The sequence below is a fragment of the Gymnodinialimonas phycosphaerae genome (genome assembly GCF_019195455.1).
In the GTDB taxonomy this organism is placed as follows: Bacteria; Pseudomonadota; Alphaproteobacteria; order Rhodobacterales; family Rhodobacteraceae; genus Gymnodinialimonas; species Gymnodinialimonas phycosphaerae.
Genome location: NZ_JAIMBW010000001.1, coordinates 3,012,265 through 3,028,405, shown reverse-complemented (window position 1 = coordinate 3,028,405; position 16,141 = coordinate 3,012,265). Strand labels below are relative to the sequence as shown.

Annotated in this window: 18 protein-coding genes; 3 read left to right on the top strand and 15 right to left on the bottom strand. The window is 62.8% G+C overall.

Features of this window, described 5'->3' with window-relative positions; all coding sequences use genetic code 11:
* Positions 1 to 21: 21 nt before the first annotated feature.
* From KUL25_RS14995 to pobA, 12 genes are all read right to left on the bottom strand, one after another.
* Positions 22 to 1,341: a flagellar hook protein FlgE gene (locus KUL25_RS14995; RefSeq protein ID WP_068364482.1), complete on the bottom strand. Its 1,320-nt coding sequence runs from the start codon at positions 1,339 to 1,341 to the stop codon at positions 22 to 24.
* A 118-nt stretch (positions 1,342 to 1,459) separates the two neighbouring features.
* Positions 1,460 to 2,293, bottom strand: coding sequence for a flagellar motor protein MotB (locus KUL25_RS14990; RefSeq protein ID WP_257893668.1), 834 nt, complete (start codon positions 2,291 to 2,293; stop codon positions 1,460 to 1,462).
* A 67-nt stretch (positions 2,294 to 2,360) separates the two neighbouring features.
* Complete coding sequence (locus tag KUL25_RS14985; RefSeq protein ID WP_257893667.1) at positions 2,361 to 3,335, bottom strand: N-acyl amino acid synthase FeeM domain-containing protein; 975 nt, start codon at positions 3,333 to 3,335, stop codon at positions 2,361 to 2,363.
* Positions 3,332 to 4,102 (bottom strand): sterol desaturase family protein, encoded by a 771-nt coding sequence (locus tag KUL25_RS14980; protein ID WP_257893666.1) that lies wholly within the window; start codon positions 4,100 to 4,102, stop codon positions 3,332 to 3,334. The genes KUL25_RS14985 and KUL25_RS14980 overlap by 4 nt, the downstream gene beginning before the upstream one ends.
* 87 nt (positions 4,103 to 4,189) lie before the next feature.
* Complete coding sequence (locus tag KUL25_RS14975) at positions 4,190 to 6,430, bottom strand: xanthine dehydrogenase family protein molybdopterin-binding subunit (protein ID WP_257893665.1); 2,241 nt, start codon at positions 6,428 to 6,430, stop codon at positions 4,190 to 4,192.
* 4 nt (positions 6,431 to 6,434) lie between these two features.
* A complete protein-coding gene (locus KUL25_RS14970) occupies positions 6,435 to 6,893 on the bottom strand; it encodes a (2Fe-2S)-binding protein (RefSeq protein ID WP_257893664.1) in 459 nt (152 codons plus the stop codon).
* A 72-nt stretch (positions 6,894 to 6,965) separates the two neighbouring features.
* Positions 6,966 to 7,535 carry a TetR/AcrR family transcriptional regulator gene (locus KUL25_RS14965; protein ID WP_257893663.1) on the bottom strand — a complete coding sequence of 190 codons (570 nt, stop codon included), beginning with the start codon at positions 7,533 to 7,535 and terminating at the stop codon, positions 6,966 to 6,968.
* Between the two features lie 36 nt (positions 7,536 to 7,571).
* A complete protein-coding gene (locus tag KUL25_RS14960; protein ID WP_257893662.1) occupies positions 7,572 to 8,405 on the bottom strand; it encodes a 3-oxoadipate:acetyl-CoA acetyltransferase in 834 nt (277 codons plus the stop codon).
* Positions 8,398 to 8,970, bottom strand: a complete 573-nt coding sequence (pcaG, locus tag KUL25_RS14955) for a protocatechuate 3,4-dioxygenase subunit alpha (RefSeq protein ID WP_257893661.1) — start codon at positions 8,968 to 8,970, stop codon at positions 8,398 to 8,400. The genes KUL25_RS14960 and pcaG overlap by 8 nt, the downstream gene beginning before the upstream one ends.
* Positions 8,970 to 9,686, bottom strand: a complete 717-nt coding sequence (gene pcaH / locus KUL25_RS14950; RefSeq protein ID WP_257893660.1) for a protocatechuate 3,4-dioxygenase subunit beta — start codon at positions 9,684 to 9,686, stop codon at positions 8,970 to 8,972. Before pcaH ends, pcaG begins: the two co-directional genes overlap by 1 nt.
* On the bottom strand, positions 9,683 to 10,063 hold the full coding sequence (pcaC, locus tag KUL25_RS14945; RefSeq protein ID WP_257893659.1) for a 4-carboxymuconolactone decarboxylase: 381 nt from the start codon (positions 10,061 to 10,063) through the stop codon (positions 9,683 to 9,685). Before pcaC ends, pcaH begins: the two co-directional genes overlap by 4 nt.
* A 25-nt stretch (positions 10,064 to 10,088) precedes the next feature.
* Positions 10,089 to 11,258 carry a 4-hydroxybenzoate 3-monooxygenase gene (gene pobA / locus KUL25_RS14940; RefSeq protein ID WP_257893658.1) on the bottom strand — a complete coding sequence of 390 codons (1,170 nt, stop codon included), beginning with the start codon at positions 11,256 to 11,258 and terminating at the stop codon, positions 10,089 to 10,091.
* Between the two features lie 88 nt (positions 11,259 to 11,346).
* On the opposite strand from pobA, the gene pcaQ reads away from it, so the two are divergent.
* Positions 11,347 to 12,240 (top strand): pca operon transcription factor PcaQ, encoded by an 894-nt coding sequence (gene pcaQ / locus KUL25_RS14935; protein ID WP_257893657.1) that lies wholly within the window; start codon positions 11,347 to 11,349, stop codon positions 12,238 to 12,240.
* On the opposite strand, the gene KUL25_RS14930 is transcribed toward pcaQ, so the two are convergent.
* Both KUL25_RS14930 and KUL25_RS14925 read right to left on the bottom strand, forming a co-directional pair.
* Positions 12,237 to 12,584: a Lin0512 family protein gene (locus KUL25_RS14930; protein ID WP_257893656.1), complete on the bottom strand. Its 348-nt coding sequence runs from the start codon at positions 12,582 to 12,584 to the stop codon at positions 12,237 to 12,239. The genes pcaQ and KUL25_RS14930 overlap by 4 nt on opposite strands.
* A complete protein-coding gene (locus tag KUL25_RS14925) occupies positions 12,581 to 12,961 on the bottom strand; it encodes a Lin0512 family protein (protein WP_257893655.1) in 381 nt (126 codons plus the stop codon). Before KUL25_RS14925 ends, KUL25_RS14930 begins: the two co-directional genes overlap by 4 nt.
* Positions 12,962 to 13,081: 120 nt before the next feature.
* On the opposite strand from KUL25_RS14925, the gene KUL25_RS14920 reads away from it, so the two are divergent.
* Both KUL25_RS14920 and KUL25_RS14915 read left to right on the top strand, forming a co-directional pair.
* On the top strand, positions 13,082 to 13,729 hold the full coding sequence (locus KUL25_RS14920; protein ID WP_257893654.1) for a cupin domain-containing protein: 648 nt from the start codon (positions 13,082 to 13,084) through the stop codon (positions 13,727 to 13,729).
* Positions 13,726 to 14,784, top strand: a complete 1,059-nt coding sequence (locus KUL25_RS14915) for a flavin monoamine oxidase family protein (protein WP_257893653.1) — start codon at positions 13,726 to 13,728, stop codon at positions 14,782 to 14,784. Before KUL25_RS14920 ends, KUL25_RS14915 begins: the two co-directional genes overlap by 4 nt.
* A gap of 177 nt (positions 14,785 to 14,961) precedes the next feature.
* Here the strand turns inward: KUL25_RS14915 and KUL25_RS14910 are convergent, their stop codons facing one another.
* Positions 14,962 to 16,107 (bottom strand): amidohydrolase, encoded by a 1,146-nt coding sequence (locus KUL25_RS14910; protein WP_257893652.1) that lies wholly within the window; start codon positions 16,105 to 16,107, stop codon positions 14,962 to 14,964.
* Positions 16,108 to 16,141: the final 34 nt, after the last annotated feature.

Here is a 16,141-nt window from a genome sequence, read left to right as displayed (position 1 = left end):
GCCCCGAATACCAACGCGATTTTAGCGGATGATATTCGTGGTCTCCTGTAGCATCTCATCCACGGTCTGGATGATCTTCGCGTTCGACGAATACGCCCGTTGCGTTTGGATCAACTGCGTCAGTTCCGCTGCAACGTCGGTGGTGGATTCCTCCAACGCGTAGGCGACAATGTCGCCGGTTGGGCCGTCACCGGCATCCCACAAGAAGAAGCTGCCGCTTTCTGCAGAGGTCGAATACAGCTGATTATCGTGAGACATCAGGCCATTGGGGTTGGGCAGGTCGATCAGAGGGATCTGGTAGACGGTTCGGGTGATGCCCACGTCGAAGTTGGCGTGCACGAACCCATTTGCGTCGACTTCAACCGAGACGAGGTTGCCCACCGGGGAGCCATCCTTCGAAATGGCCGTCGGCGCGAAGCTATCGGACAATTGAGTCAATCCAGCCCCGGATCCTTGTGCACCGATATTGAATTCGATCGGGCCGCCAAGCACGTCAACGGTGAAGGCACCGGTGGTCGAGTTCCAGGTGCCTCCAACCGGCGGGACACCTTGTGAGACACTTTGAATCGTACCGCCGGCCGTGCGGCTGTCTTCGAAGACGACCGTATATTCGCCGATGATGGCGTCGTTGGAGGCGCTGTCGCGCAGCACCATCGTCCATGTGTTGGAGGCCGGGTCACCGGACGCCGGAACGGTTGGTGTGAAATACGCGTCGATGGACTGGGACGTGCCGAGGTTATCGAAGTATTCGACGGACAGCTGGCGCGTGTCGCCAGCGGAGCCAGCAGTGGTGTCGGTGCCCGGCAGGTTGACCCCCAACGAGATCCTGGTCGTTGGCTCGGACGTGAATTGGTTCACGTTCACCTGAACAGGTTCCAGCCCAACGCTTGTGTCGCGAGGGAAACTGGGGATGGAGCCGTCTGCTTCCGCAGGCCACCCCATGAGGGTCACACCCGACGGGGTCACCAAATAGCCATCGGCATCGGTCCGGAAGGATCCTGTCGTGGCCAAATACAGCGGAAGGTCGGTGCCGTCGGCGGCGTTGACGGCAGAGTTCGTGGTGACCGGCAGGAAGCCGCGCCCACGAACGGCGAGGTCTGTCGCGTTATTGGTGGTGCCAAGGGCGCCCGATTCGTCGATCAGACGTTGCGTCGTGACGCGAACGCCACCGGCGGAATAGATCCCGCTGCCCTGATCAATCACCATGGAGGAAAAGTCGGCTACGGCCTTCTTGTACCCATGGGTTCCCGAGTTTGCGATGTTGTCGGCAATCGTGGCCAAACGGCTGGCATTGACCGAGAGGCCCGCCACACCCGCGTTGAGCGAGGAAGAAATTGTCATCACATGCGCCTTTCTGCTGCATCTGGAATTGGGTCTACTGTGCGGTCCGAAGGCTTAAGGGCGTCCTAACGAATAAAATGTGATGCATTTTCCGCCCGATTTTGCGTTTGGTCGCGCCCTAGTACCGGGCGCGCAGAAGGATGACTTCGATCCGGTCGTTGCGCGGCGAAATCGGCGGATCAATCAAGGGCTCACGGTCAGAATGCCCTGTTACCCGCGCGATGCGCTGTGCATCCAAGCCGCCGCCTTCAAGCAGAGCGCGGATCAGTTGCGCGCGTTCGGTCGTGCGTTGCCAGCCGCTTTCCGTGGCACGCACCAAGGGCTCTGCCGCGATGTGGGCTTCGACCGCAACACCGTTGGTGACGGTGCCGAACAGATTCGCCATGGAAACGGCCAAGTCCGCCAACCACGGCTGGGGCATGCCGGTATCAGAATCAAAAATCGGCTGGCCCGGGCGCGAATAGATCTCGATCACCAGGCCTTCGTCGGTCAGCCGCGTCTCGATATGGGGGCGGGCAAGGTCGCTAAGGATGCTGTCGCCGCCATCGCCGGTCAGCGATCCCTCGATCTCGGCCAGGTTTGCCGCGTCTTCCTCTGCGTCATGTTCGCTGCCCTCAAGCCCAAGGGCCTGTCGCCCCTCTGTCGGGCGCAGGCTGGTGGCACCAGTGCCGTCCTGGGACAACACTTCTTCCGAGAAGGGGCTGTCGCCGCCGAAGGCACCGTCGCCGCCGCCGGAAATCCGGGCGACCGGGATCGTTGGGCTGAAGTAGTCGGCCAACCCCTTGCGTTGGCTTTCGGTCGTGGCATTCAACAGCCACATCAGCATGAAGAACGCCATCATGGCGGTCACGAAATCCGCATAGGCCACTTTCCATGCGCCGCCATGGTGGCCGCCGCCTGCGATCACCTTCTTTTTCTTGATGATGATTGGACGAAGGTCATTATCGGCCATGGGGCGCTCTTTCGCGGACTACTCGTTCCGCAAACCTAGCCGTTGGTCGTGAAGGAACGTTTAACGCTCAGAAAGGACGGTTGCGGCGCAGGCGCTCTTCAAGGGGCATCCGTTCGAAAAAGGCATTCAGATCCAGCACCATGGGCACCGACAGGCCATTCTCATAGTGTATGAAATCATCGCCCGTCCTTTCGAACCCGACACTGCCGTAGAATCGGGCAAGCTTCGGCACACAGTCGATGAAGATCGCATCGACCCGAGAGGCATGGACATAGGTGCCGATGGCACTGAACAGGCGCAGGTAGGTGAAGCCGCCACGATGACTGTCACGAACCGCGTATTTCGTGATGATGGCGCTGTTCTCCAACTCAAAGGGCGATGCCTCGATGCCGTAAAGGTCCGGCAGGACCCCAAGCGCGCCGTCACGGCCAAGGTTCACCCGCGCGGTGCCGATGACAAGGCCTGTCTCCAGCGCGATGAAGGACGTGCCATGTTCATCGAGGTCGTCGACGAGGATGCCCTCGTCAGCATCCGCGAAGGGAGAGCTTCGCCCCAACTCGACACAGTAGACATCGTAGCGCAGACGCTGTGCTGCGCGCAGTTGGTCGAGGGTCGAGCAGCGGATGATCTCGAAGTCCGACCGTTTGCCCGGATCGCTGTCGGCCAGCAGATCCTCGTTCTGCTCTTGGCGCTCAGACATCAGCCGTGCGAGGTGGCGCAGTACCTGGGCGGCAATGGAGGGCATGTCCCTTTGCAGTCGCTGCAACGCAGCAGCATCCAGAGACAGGGCCTCAACCGGACCAAGCGCACGCAAGGTCGCCGTCGCGCCCTTGCCTGTCAGAAACCCGATTTCGCCGACGATGGTATCGGGGCCGACGGTCAGGTGAATGGCGTCGGATGCGGACAGGATGCAATCGACTTTTCCTTGCGTGATTAGCAGCATATCGGGGGCGAAAGCGTCCTTGTGACGCAGGATTTCTCCGTCGGTGAAGGTCACTTTCTGCCCGGTCTCTTGCAGGGCGGCGCGCATGTCAGGCGTCATGATTGCACCTCCGTGCTGTCCACGGTTTCGCGCAAGGCATGAAGCGGTTCCTTGTGCACGACGACCTTGTCGAAGACCGCCGCCGCGTCGGGCCATTCTGTCTCGAACAGGCGGTCCAACACACGGGTTCCCAGCCCATAATTGCCTGTGTACCGGCTGTGATGCAGCGCGTGATAGACGGTGGAGGTCAGCACGGTGCCCTTGAGGGCCATGAAACTTTCGCCTCGAATCTCATAATTGGCATGACCGTAGGAATTGATGATCAGGTAGCCCACGAACCACGTCGCGATGCCGTAGAAATTCAGCTCGATGAACAACCCTAAAAGGGCCATGCCACCCACGATGCCAAGGTCGAAGATCAGCTTCTCGGTGAAGGAAAAGGACAGCGCGGTGAACGGGCTGGAGAGGCGGCTTTTGTGATGCTCGGCATGGATCCAATGCAGTGACTTGAGATGAAACGCCCGATGCGAGGCATAATGCCAGACCTCAGTCCAGAGCGCCGTCAGCACAAGCGTCCACAGAAAAGTGCCCAAGCCGCGCGCCTCGAACAGGCCGACAAGCAGCGCCAGCAAAAGGATCACGGCATGCATCGGCGTGTGCAGCGAGTTCTTCAATTCTCGGCGCACCTGCGCGTCCTTGATCGGCAAATCATAGATGCGGTCGCGGGACAGATCGATCTCGTAATCCTCCACGCACAACCAGAACAGCGCCATGAGGTGGCCGATGACGGCCACGACACATAGAATTGCGGCCTCACCCGCTGTCATTTCCTGTCCCCTCCTGGCTCAGGGGACAGCTTTGCAGACAAGTCGATTCGCGCAAAGGCCTGGCGCCGTCAGGGGTGAGGCACCGCGTTACACGAAATCAATGTGGTTCCAGAACGGCATCTCTCTCAGGCGTTGGCCCGTGGCGGCGAAGATTGCATTGGCCAGGGCGGGGGCGGCGGGCGGCACGGGGGGTTCCCCAATTCCGCGCACGGGGCCATTTTCCAACCCGCGCACGAAGATTTCGGGCGTCTGGTGCATGCGCATCCCGTCGTGGACGTGGAAATTGGTCTGATCCGCGATGCCATCGGTGTAGGTGAGTTCCGCATTGATCGCGTGGCCGAGGCCCCAGATCACGCCGCCCTTGACGTTGTTTTCGAAGTTGACCGGGTCGACGATCCGGCCAACGTCGGCGGCGACCCAGACGCGGTCGAGGCGGATGCCATTGTCGGTATTCGTGACTTCTACCACCTCGGCACACGGCACGCCGAAGGCGTGGACAAGGGCCACGCCCCGTCCCGTGCCCTCGGGCAGGACCTCACCCCAATTGGACATGTCCCCGACGGCTTCCAGCACGCGGGCACTGACGTCATCAAGGGTGCATAGGCGGATGCGTTCTTCCAGCGGGTCGGCGCCAGCGGCATGGATCAACTCGTCGAGGAAGCCCTCCCCCACAAACCCGTTTGCCGAGGCCCCGACCGAGCGCCACGAAGATACCGGCGACAGCCCCTCCACCGCGTAGGCGCGCATGCGGGCGTTCTCGAACCCATAGGGCTGCTGCCAGATGCCGGCGGCGATCTGACTGTCGGGGCCGGGCAGGGACTGTCCGAGCCGACCGATCTGGGACCGCATCACCGAAGGGGCGGCGATCTGCGTGTCATAGCTGATGACCCGGCCGCCGCGCACTGCGCCGCGTCCGCGACCCATGGTGATCTGACGGGGGAAATCCTGGGCGAAATCCTCTTCCCGGCTGTAGGTCATTTTCACCGGCGTACCGCGCAGCTGCACTGCGATTTCGGTTGTCTGTTTGACCTGCTCGAACTCCAGCCGATGCCCAAAGGATCCGCCCGCGTATTGGTTGTGCAGCGTCACCTGATCGGCATCATGGCCGGTGATCGCGGCCACTTGCTGCTGCAGGAAGCGTGGCATTTGGTGGCTGGTCCACACCTGCACGCCGCCGTCTTCCACAAGCACAATGGCGTTGAGCGGTTCCAGCGGTTGGTGCGCGACGTAGGGCACGCGGTACTCGGCCTCCAGCACCTCGGCGTCAGGCATGTCGGCCTCTACGTCGCCGACGTTCAACCATTCGCTATCGAGGTTTGCGTCGGTGAAACCGGCCTCCAGTGCCGCCCAATGATCCGCTTGCTCGGGGGCGTAGGGGGCAGGGCCCCAGTCATACTCGATCGCATCGAGCGCTTGCATCGCGTACCAGGTGTTGGTGGCGATAACGGCAACGCCGCCGGGGATCTCTAGAATGCGCTCAACTCCCGGCATTCCTTCCGCGCCGCTTGCGTCAAAGCCGTTCAGCACTCCGCCTTTGCGCGGGTTCATCCGCACACTCGCCCGCGCCATGTCGGCGAGTTCCAGGTCAATCCCGAAGATCGGCGCGCCAGTAGATTTCGCCATGATATCAAGGCGGGGCATGTCTTTGCCGATCAAGCGCCACGTTGCGGGATCGCGCAGGGGCGTATCTTGGACGGGCTCTAGCTGCGCGGCCTCGGCTGCCAGATCCGCGTAGGGGATCACCGTGCCATCGGGCAGATGCACCGCGCCTGCCTCGGTGCGCAGGTCCGCGACCGCAACGCCTGTGCGTTGTGAGGCGGCCAGCTTCAACGTCTCGCGGGCCATGGCGCCCGCCTCTCGCAGTTTCACGAAACTGTCGGGGGTGGAGGTCGAGCCACCCGTCCCCTGCATCCCGATCACCTTCATCAGGCTGTCCATCGAGCCGCGCATGGCGCGGGCGCCAAAACCGTCATCCCAAGGCAACAATGGCGCCCCTTCGCTGCCCATCGCAGTGTTCCAGTAGGCAGGGGCGGGACGGCCAAAATCGATGTCGAAATCCGCCCATTCAAGGTCCATCTCTTCCGCGATCAGCGCCGCCTGCATCGAGGCCGCGCCCTGACCGATATCGGTATGGGGCGTGATCAGCGTGACACCGCTGGCATCAACGCGGACCCATGGGTTGAACGAGGCCGCGCCTTCGGCAAGGCCTTCCAAATTCGGGTTTTCCGGGTCGCGCACCACCAGATACGCGCCGAAGGCCACGCCGCCCGCGACGGCAGCAGAGCCTACAAGAAACGCGCGGCGGGTGAAGGTTTTCAACTTGCCCATGCCCTCAGCCCTCCATCGCGCGTGCGGCGGCGTGGATGGCGGCGCGGATACGGGGGTAGGTGCCGCAGCGGCACAGGTTGCCGGACATCTCGAAATCAATGTCCTCGTCGGTGGGGCTGGGATTGGCCGCCAGAAGGGCCGCCGCCTGCATGATCTGACCGCTCTGACAGTAACCGCATTGGGCCACTTGGTGATCCACCCATGCCCGTTGCACCGCGTGCAGGGCGTCGGGCTGGCCAAGCCCCTCAACCGTCGTGATCTGCGTGCCCTCCAGATCACCCACGCGGGCCTGACAGGAGCGTTCCGCGCGCCCGTCGATATGAACCGTGCAGGCCCCGCATTGCGCGACGCCGCAGCCATAACGCGTGCCGGGCAGGTTCAGTTCTTCGCGCAGGACCCACAGAAGGGGCATGTCGGGGGCGACGTCGACTTCTCGGTCCTCACCATTCACGTTCAGTCGCATCTTGGCTCCCTCGCTTTTGCCACGCCAAGATCGCCGATTTTGGACATATAGTCAATATGTGTCCAAATGAGATCAAGAGGTCGTCGTCAGCAAGATCATCGCCTTCAAGGTTGCTAGATGTCGGACCAGCGTCGCACGATCATCGACGCCGTACTTCAATCCCATCAGGGCTGCGTTCACGAAGGAAGCGAAGTCCGGCAGAGTATGTCCGTTGCGCTCGATCGCGTCCGTATCGGGCGTGAAGAGCTGGCAGATCATGGCCTCCAACTCTTCCCCTGCAAGGCACATCGCACGTTGCACGGCGGCGTGCCCCCCGGATTCCAGATCTGCGGCATCAGGCGTGGCTCGCACGGCATCCCACGAAGCAAGGATATAATGCTCGAACAACAGATCGAGCTTCGTAGGCAGATCCTCGGCCTCTTTCCATGCATCCTGTGTCTTTTGCCGAAGGGTATCGGTATACAAAAGCAGCGTGCCGTTAATGACCTCATCTTTGTTGGCGAAGACATTATAGAGGGTCTGACGCACGACGCCCGCCTCCTCGGCGATGTCGTTCATCGTGGCGCGCTTCAGCCCGTAGCGCGAGAAGACGCGCAGGGCGGCGGCTGCGATCTGACGCTCTTTCTCGGATTGCGGGGCCATGGGCGACATATTCACGCCGCGTGTCGTCGTGTCAACTTACGCCCGCAGCCCCAGGATTTTCCGCGCCTGCGCCGTCGTGGCGACAGGGCGGGCGTTCTTCTCGCAGATCTCGACCGTGCGTTTGACAAGCGCAGCATTGGACGGCGCGAGGGTCTGCTTGTCCCAACGCACGTTATCCTCCAGCCCCGTTCGGGCATGACCGCCTGCTGCGATGGCCCATTCGTTCAGGACGATCTGGTTCGGCCCGACACCCGCTGTACACCATTCGGATTCTGGCAACAGCCGCTTCATCGTCGCGACATAAAAATCAAATGTTTCTCGGTCTGCAGGCATGGCGTTCTTCACGCCCATCACGAATTGCACGTAGGGATGATCGGCCAACTGCCCGCGTCTGTGCATGAGGGCCGCATGGTGGATATGGCTGAGGTCAAACGCCTCGATCTCGGGCTTCACGTCGTATTCCAGCATCTGCGCCGCCAGCCAATCCACCAGATCAGGCGGGTTCTCGTAGACGCGGGTGGGGAAGTTGTTCGACCCCACCGACAGCGACGCCATGTCGGGGCGCAGCGGCAGCATCCCGCCCCGCTCCTGCCCCGCGCCGGAACGTCCCCCGGTGGACAGTTGCACGATCATGCCGGGGCAGTGTTTTTCTACACCCTCTTTGAGGCGGGCGAATTTTTCGGGATCCGAGGACGGCGTTTCGTCATCGTTGCGCACATGGGCATGGCAGATGGCGGCCCCGGCCTCGAACGCCTCATGGGTGGACTCCACCTGTTCGGCCACCGTGATCGGCACCGCTGGGTTCGCCGCCTTGGTGGGGACAGAGCCCGTGATAGCCACGCAGATGATGCAAGGTTTTGGATCAGACATCGAAGAACACCGTTTCATTGTCGCCCTGCACCCGTATGTCGAAGCGATAGGCGTTACCGTTTCGCGTGGCAATCAACGTTGGACGGCGGGCGGGGTCAAGCGCGTTGAGCACGGGATCAGTGGCGTTCGCGTCCGGTTCATCATCGAAATACATCCGCGTGTGCAGGCCTAGGTTGATGCCGCGTGCGACCAGCCACAGGTGCAGGCACGGCGCGCCATCCGTGGCACCGGGCTTGATGGTATCGAAGGCGAATTGCCCGGTCTCGAAATCAGGCACCGCGCGGCCAAATCCGGTGAAGCCGGTGTTGTTCCCCGTGTCATCTTGGGTATCGCTATATCGGCCCTGCGCGTCGGCTTGCCAGATCTCCAGCAGCGCGTCGGTCATGGGTGCCCCTTCGCCGTCAAGGATGACACCCTCGACACGGATCTGCTCGCCCGCCGCATCCGGCCCGGCGATGTTTGCGCCGTATGGCGCAAACGCGCTGAAGCCCGCCGCCTCGGTCGCGAGGCCGATGTGCACGTAGGGGCCCGCCGTTTGCGACGGGGTTTCTTTCAGATCAGCCATCAGTTCCCCTCCTTCCGGTTTTCAAACGGTGTCGACCGCGCGCCCCGCAGTACGATGTCAAAGCGGTAGGCCACGCTGTCAAAGGGCACCGTAGTCTCCATGTCCAACTTGGCGACAAGCATGTCGATATCACTTGGGTGCGGCACGGTCTGAAGGATGTCGCAAAGCGGGATCAGGGGATCGCCCTCAAAATAGAGCTGCGTGATCAGGCGCTGGCAGAAGGCCGCGCCGAAAATGCTGAAGTGAATATGGGCGGGTCGCCAGTTGTTGCCGCCGTTCGGCCACGGATAGGCGCCCGGTTTGATGGTGTCGAAACGGTAGTAGCCGTCTTCGTCCGTCAAGGTCCGCCCACAGCCGCCGAAGTTGGGGTCCATCGAACCCATGTAGGTGTCCTTCTTGTGCCGATACCGGCCCGAGGCATTGGCCTGCCACACCTCTACCAGTGTGTTGGGCACGGGCCGTGCGGCTTCGTCCAACACGCGTCCATGGACGATGACCCGCTCACCCACCGGCGCGCCGCCGTGGGTGTAGTTCTGGATCAGGTCGTGGTCCAATGCGCCAATGCTGCCGTGGCCGAAGGTTGGGCCATGGCGGTCTGCCGGGCCGTCGGGCAACCGGATCAGCGCCTGCGTTGGAGACCGCAGGATCGAACTGCGGTAGCGCGGCGTCAGTGCGGCCGGGTGGCGCGAGAGGTCGCGGGCGGCGTGGGTACTCATGGGGTGGCCTCCATCTCGGCGTAGGTCTGTTTCGCCAGTTTGATCGCATGGTTGGCTTTCGGCACGCCTGCGTAAACAGCAACATGCAGGAAGGCCTGCATGACATCGTCTTGTGTCGCGCCGGTGTTGGCGGTGGCGCGAATGTGCATCGGGATCTCTTCGAAGTTCCCTGTCGCCGCCAGAAGCGCCAAGGTCAGCATCGATCGGTCGCGGTGCGTGATCGTATCGTCGGCCCACAAGGTGCCCCAGGCCCCCTCGGTTATCATTTGCTGGAACGGCGCGTCGAAGGGTGTTTCCCGGGCCTGAGCGCTGTCCACATGGGCGTCGCCCAGTACGGCGCGTCTTGTCTCCATGCCGGTTTCAAATCGATCAGTCATTCGACATCTCCTTCAATAGGATCGCTCAATAGGGCAGCCCCACGTAATTCTCGGCCATGGCCTTTTGGGCGCTCGTACTGCCGCGCAGGAACTCCAGATCGGCAATCTGCATCTTCAGGTCAAACGCGGTCTGGTCGGGGAAACGGTGCATCATCGAAGTGAACCACCACGAAAAGCGCTCTGCCTTCCACACACGGGCCAAGGCCTTTTCGGAATAGACGTCAATCCCATCCTTCGTACCATTTTTGTAGAAGATTTTCAGACCCTCGAACAGATAATGCACGTCTGACGCGGCGGTGTTCAGCCCCTTTGCGCCAGTGGGCGGCACGATATGGGCTGCGTCACCGCATAGGAACAGCCGCCCCCAGCGCATCGGCTCGGTTACGAAGGACCGCAGCGGCGCGATGGATTTCTCGATGCTGGGGCCGGTCACAAGGGCCTCGGCCTGTTCAGGCGGGATGCGACGTTTGAGTTCCTCCCAGAACGCATCGTCACTCCAGTTGTCGGGGTGATCGTCCAGCGAGCACTGGATGTAGTAGCGGCTTAGCTGCGCGTTGCGCATCGAGCAGAGCGCAAAACCGCGGGGATGATTGGCGTAGATCAGCTCGTGATTGACGGGGGGCGTTTCTGACAGGATACCGAGCCATCCGAAGGGGTAGATCTTCTCATATTCCTGCCGCGCGTCCTCGGGGATGGTCTTGCGGCTGACACCGTGGAAACCGTCGCACCCGGCCACGAAATCGCAATCGATCCGCAGGCTTTCGCCCTCCACCGCGAAGCTCACGTAAGGCGCGTCGGTCTTGGCATCGTGGATCACGACGTCGTCGACGTTATAGATGATCTGCCCGCCTGCTGCCTCGCGCGCGGCGTAGAGGTCACGGGTCACTTCCGTTTGGCCGTAGACCACGACGGGCTTGTCTACATGCGCGGTGAAATCGACGCGGAACATCTGGTCGCCGTAGGCGATCAGCGTGCCATCGTGGGTGAAGCCTTCGGCATGCAAACGATCCGCGCAACCTGCCTGTTCCAGCAATCCGACGAGACCTTGTTCCAACACGCCAGCGCGAATGCGGCCCAAGACATACTCCTTGGTCTTACGCTCCAGCACGATGCTGTCGATGCCCTGCGTGTGCAGCAATTGGGCCAGCAATAGCCCCGACGGACCGCCGCCGATGATCGCAACCTGGGTTTTCATGGTTCCTCCCGTTTGCCCCCTTTTGGCCTACTGGAATGGCAATTAAAAATGAAGTATTACGTATTTTGGATGTCAATATGGACAAGTAATGGACCGCCGGATCAAGTTTCGCCATCTGGATGCCTTCAGCGCCATCGCGCGGGCGGGCAGCCTTAAGCGCGCAGCCGAGCAGTTGAACCTGACCCAGCCCGCGATCTCCAAGACCCTGCGGGAGTTGGAGGACATCGCGGGTGCGCGCCTGATGGAACGCAGCCGTGCTGGCGTGCGCCTGACCCCCGCCGGGGACGTCTTCCTGCAATTCGCCGAACAAAGCACAACCGCCCTGCGCCATGGCCTGCGATCTGTGCGCGGCGGCGGCGAGATGTCCGGCCACTTGCGCATCGGCGCGCTGCCAAGCGTTGCGGGCACGTTGGTGCCGCGTGCCGTCCGGCGGTTCACCGCCAGCGCGCCGGATACCCTGGTGGAGGTGCAGGAAGGCCAGCACCACGACCTTACGGCACTGTTGCGCAGCGGTACTTTGGATCTGGTGGTCGGGCGGTTGGGCCGCCCGGACAGCATGGTAGGGCTGACATTCCGGCAACTTTATACGGAGCCGGTCATCGTCGTCACCGCGCCGGGGAGCGCTGCCGTGAGTGTCGCGTCCCTGGACGAACTAGCCGGATGCCGTGTGCTTTACCCGCCGCAGCAATCGGCCATTCGCCCCCTCGTGGCGCGGGCGATGATCGCGGCGGGCCAGCCGTTGTATGAGACGCGGATCGAGACGACCTCTGCCGCGGTCGCGCGCGCGATCCTGGCCGAAGACCCCACCACCGTCTGGTTTATCAGCCAAGGCGTTGTGCAACCGGATCTGGACGCGGGAAGGCTGGTGGCTCTGGACGTGCCGCTTGCGCAAACCGCAGGCGCGGTGGGCGTGATGCGCCGCGCGGACGACATGGCCACCAGTTCCGCGCGGACCTTCATTCAGGTTTTGGCCGAGGATTAACCCGGCTGGCGCGGCAAGAAGGCCTCGACCGCTGCCGAGGCGATCACCAACGTCTTGCCCGTGTCGGGGTTGATGACGTCGAGGCCGCCGAACACGGCCGTCACCTTGGCCCGCCCCCGAGGCAGTTTCCCAGCCAGCGCCGCGCAATCCACCCGGTCCGGGTGCTGCACGCCAATGGTGACCTGTACCCGCATCTGCTCATGGGTCAGGCCCGTGACCTCGAACATCGGGATCGCCGAGTGGCGTATCGCGTCCTCGATCGCGCGGGCGGCGGCCTTGGTGTAATCTTGGCCGTATTGGTCATTGCCCATGCCCATTTCGATGATGAACCGCTGATCGTTCATTGGTTATTCTCCAATTCCGTGGCACTTGGCAAAGGGGCCTCCAGATCAAGCGCGACTGAAATCGCGACGTTCGCAATTACCGTTGGATTGCCACCATCGTTGCGCGGCACATCAAGCCCGCCCTTGCGCGGCGCGACCTTGACCTGTCCGTAGGGGAAAATCGCCGCGATCTTGGCGACGTCCAGCGCGTCGGGGTTCTGCACGCCCACCTCGACCGTGATCTGCATCTCGGCCTTATCCTTGCCGAAAAGTTCTGCCAGATTGATGGAGTTGTGCCAAAGCGCGTCTTTCACGGCGCGCGTTGCGGCTTCGGTGTAATCCTGGCGGCGCAGGGAACTGCCCATGCCGAACTCTGTCAGCAATCGTTTGACGGCCATGTCGGGTCCTTTCACGGAAGTGACCGGGATTGTTTGCGCCAAAGCGCTGCGCCGCGCAACGTGACTTGTGGCATTTGGGGGGCCTCTGCTAGGCGAAGGACAGACCCGGAAGGAAACGCCATGGACCTGAACGCAGATTTCTCGCAGCGCGTCGTCGTGCACTCTGATCAGCTGGACTGGGTCGCGTCGCCGATGCCCGGCGTCGACCGCCGGATGCTGGACCGCATCGGGGGTGAGGTTGCGCGCGCGACTTCCATCGTGCGCTATGCGCCGGGCTCCCAATTCTCGGCCCATACCCATACCGGCGGGGAAGAATTCATCGTGCTGGAAGGCGTGTTTCAGGATGAGCATGGCGACTATCCGGCGGGTACTTACGTGCGCAACCCGCCGACCACGTCCCACACGCCCGGATCGGCCGAGGGGTGCACGATCTTCGTGAAGCTTTGGCAGTTCGACATGGACGACCGCACGCAGTTTCGCCTCGACATGGCAGCGCAGGGGGACCGCGCGGTGCTTCACCGCGACGCGTTTGAAGAGGTGACGTACCACCGCCTCGCGCCGGGCGCGGTCTTGGCTGATGAGGCCATCGGCGGGGCCGAGTTGTTGGTGCTGGAGGGCAGCGTGACCGAGGCGGGCGATACGCTTGCACAGGGCGGCTGGCTGCGGGTGCCGGACGGCGGACAGGTGAAAGCCGTGGCCGGGCCTGAGGGCGCAGTGGTCTGGATGAAAACCGGCCATGTGATCCACGCCAAACCGCCTGCCCCATGACCGATACGGTCATTGTTGGCGCCGGTTTGTGCGGGCTGGCTGTGGCGGAGATGCTGGAGGCGCGCGGCGCGGATTACCTTCTGGTGGAGGCCCGCGATCGGACGGGCGGGCGGATCTTGTCGGTGCCCCATGGAGGCAGCGCCGTGGACATGGGGCCTGCGTGGTTCTGGCCCGGACAACCCCGCATCGCGGCGCTGACAAAGCGCCTTGGCCTGCGGCGGTTCGATCAGTTCTCCGAAGGCGCGCTGAGTTTTGAGGATGAGACCGGCGCCGTGCAACGTGGGCGGGGCTATGCCTCGATGGCGGGGTCCTGGCGGCTGGAGGGGGGATTGGCCGCCCTGACAGATGCCTTGACGGCGGGCGTGCCAACGGCGCGCTTGCGCAAGGGCACCGCCGTGACCGCATTGGAGCGGGATGCCGAGGGCGTAATCCTAAGGACGCGCGGGCGGGATGTCTTGCGCGCGCGGCGTGTCGTTCTTGCGTTGCCGCCGCGCTTGGTGGCGGAGATGGTTTTTGACCCGATGCCCTTGGGCTCGGTTGTTGCCGCATGGGAACAGGTGCCGACGTGGATGGCAGGGCAAGCCAAGGCCGTCGCGATTTACCCTACACCTTTCTGGCGCGACATGGGCCTGTCGGGTGACGCCATGAGTCGCCATGGCCCGATGGTGGAAATCCACGATGCCTCGCCAGATGACGCCAGCTTCGGTGCGCTTTTCGGGTTCATTGGTGTGCCGCCCTCCGGGCGGGTGGACGACGCGGCATTGCGCGCCGCCGTTATGGCACAATTCGGGCGACTCTTCGGGGGCGAGGCCCCCTTATCGCTGCTGATCCATGACTGGGCTGCCAGCCCGTTCACCGCCACGGCGGCTGATGCCGCCCCGTTGACTGCTCATCCGACCTACGGGCTTCCAAAAGAGGCGCAACACCTTTGGGATGGCCGTGTGATCCTGTCGGGTACGGAAACCGCGCGGGGCTTCGGCGGCTATCTGGAAGGGGCACTGGAGGCGGCTGAGGCCGCGCTGGTGCAGTTGGAAGAAGGGCCCCTCGGCGCCTGACGACAGGTCAGTGACCATCCAAGCCATGGTGGTGGTCAAACCGCGGACCATCTGTCGGGCGGCATCATCGGATCGGTCATGGCTTCGCTCGAAGTCAATTCTTATACAATAAGTCAGGATCGTGCGCGCTGTTCTGAAACCTACCGCCGCAAACGGGGGCGGGCTGCACGCGCGCCCCTATCGCACGTTACCCGTGACAGGCAGGCGGTCGCGCACCAGCTGTGCCCAGAAATCGCGACCAAGGGGCAGGAGGGCGTCATTGAAATCATAATCCGACGCATGAAGCGGCTGCCCATGGGCCCCGCTTTCGCCATTGCCCAGAAGCAGAAAACACCCCGGGACGGCGGCGGTGAAATGGGCGAAATCCTCGGAGAAGCTCATCGGTTCGCGATTACCCAAGGTCTCTAGCCCCTGCGCGTGGGCGGCATCCACGACCGCTTGGGTGGGGCCGGGGGCGTTGATCGTCTCGATGAATTCGGTGGTGAAAGAAGTCGTGGCACTCACGCCATGGGCGGCACCGATGCCGTCCGCAATCTGGCGCATCAGGCGGGCGACGGCTTCGCGGTCCGCAGGCATCCGCGTCCGCACGTCGCCTTTCAGGACCGCCCGCCCCGGCAGGACATTGCGCTGCCCGTCTGTCAGGAACTCGGTTACCGACACGACCGCGCCTGCCCCGGGGGCCAGCTTGCGGGCGACGATGGTCTGCAAGGCCTGCACGATCTCGGCCCCCACGGTGATCGCATCGCGTCCGACCTGGGGCATGGAGGCATGACCGCCCTGGCCGTTGATCTCGATCTCAAACAGGCTTTCGCTGGCGCAGATCTGCCCCGCGCGGGTCGAGATCTGTCCCAAGGGCGCGCCGGGCAGGTTGTGAATGGCGTAGACCTCTTCCATCGCGAAACGCTCCAACAACCCTTCGTCGATCATCGCCTGCGCCCCCCGCCCGTGCTCTTCATTGGGTTGGAAAATGAACACGACGGTGCCGTCGAAATCGGCCTCCTGCGCCAATTTGGCGGCGGCTCCCAGAAGCATCGTCATATGCCCATCATGGCCGCAGGCGTGCATCACGCCGGGGGTTTGAGAGGGGTAGCCGTGGGAACTCGTCTCATGGATCGGCAGCGCATCCATGTCGGCGCGCAGGCCGATGGCGCGGTTGCCGGTGCCGCGTTTGAGCAGGCCGACAACGCCCACGCCTTCATGAACCTCAAGCCCAAGCGCCCGCAGAAGACCTGCCACCTTGGCCTTGGTCTCGTGCTCGGCAAACCCAAGCTCGGGGCTTTGGTGGAAAGTGCGGCGCAGCGCGATCAGGTCTTGGTCGGTCAAATGCCTCTCCCCCAAAGTTGCACCAGACAATCAC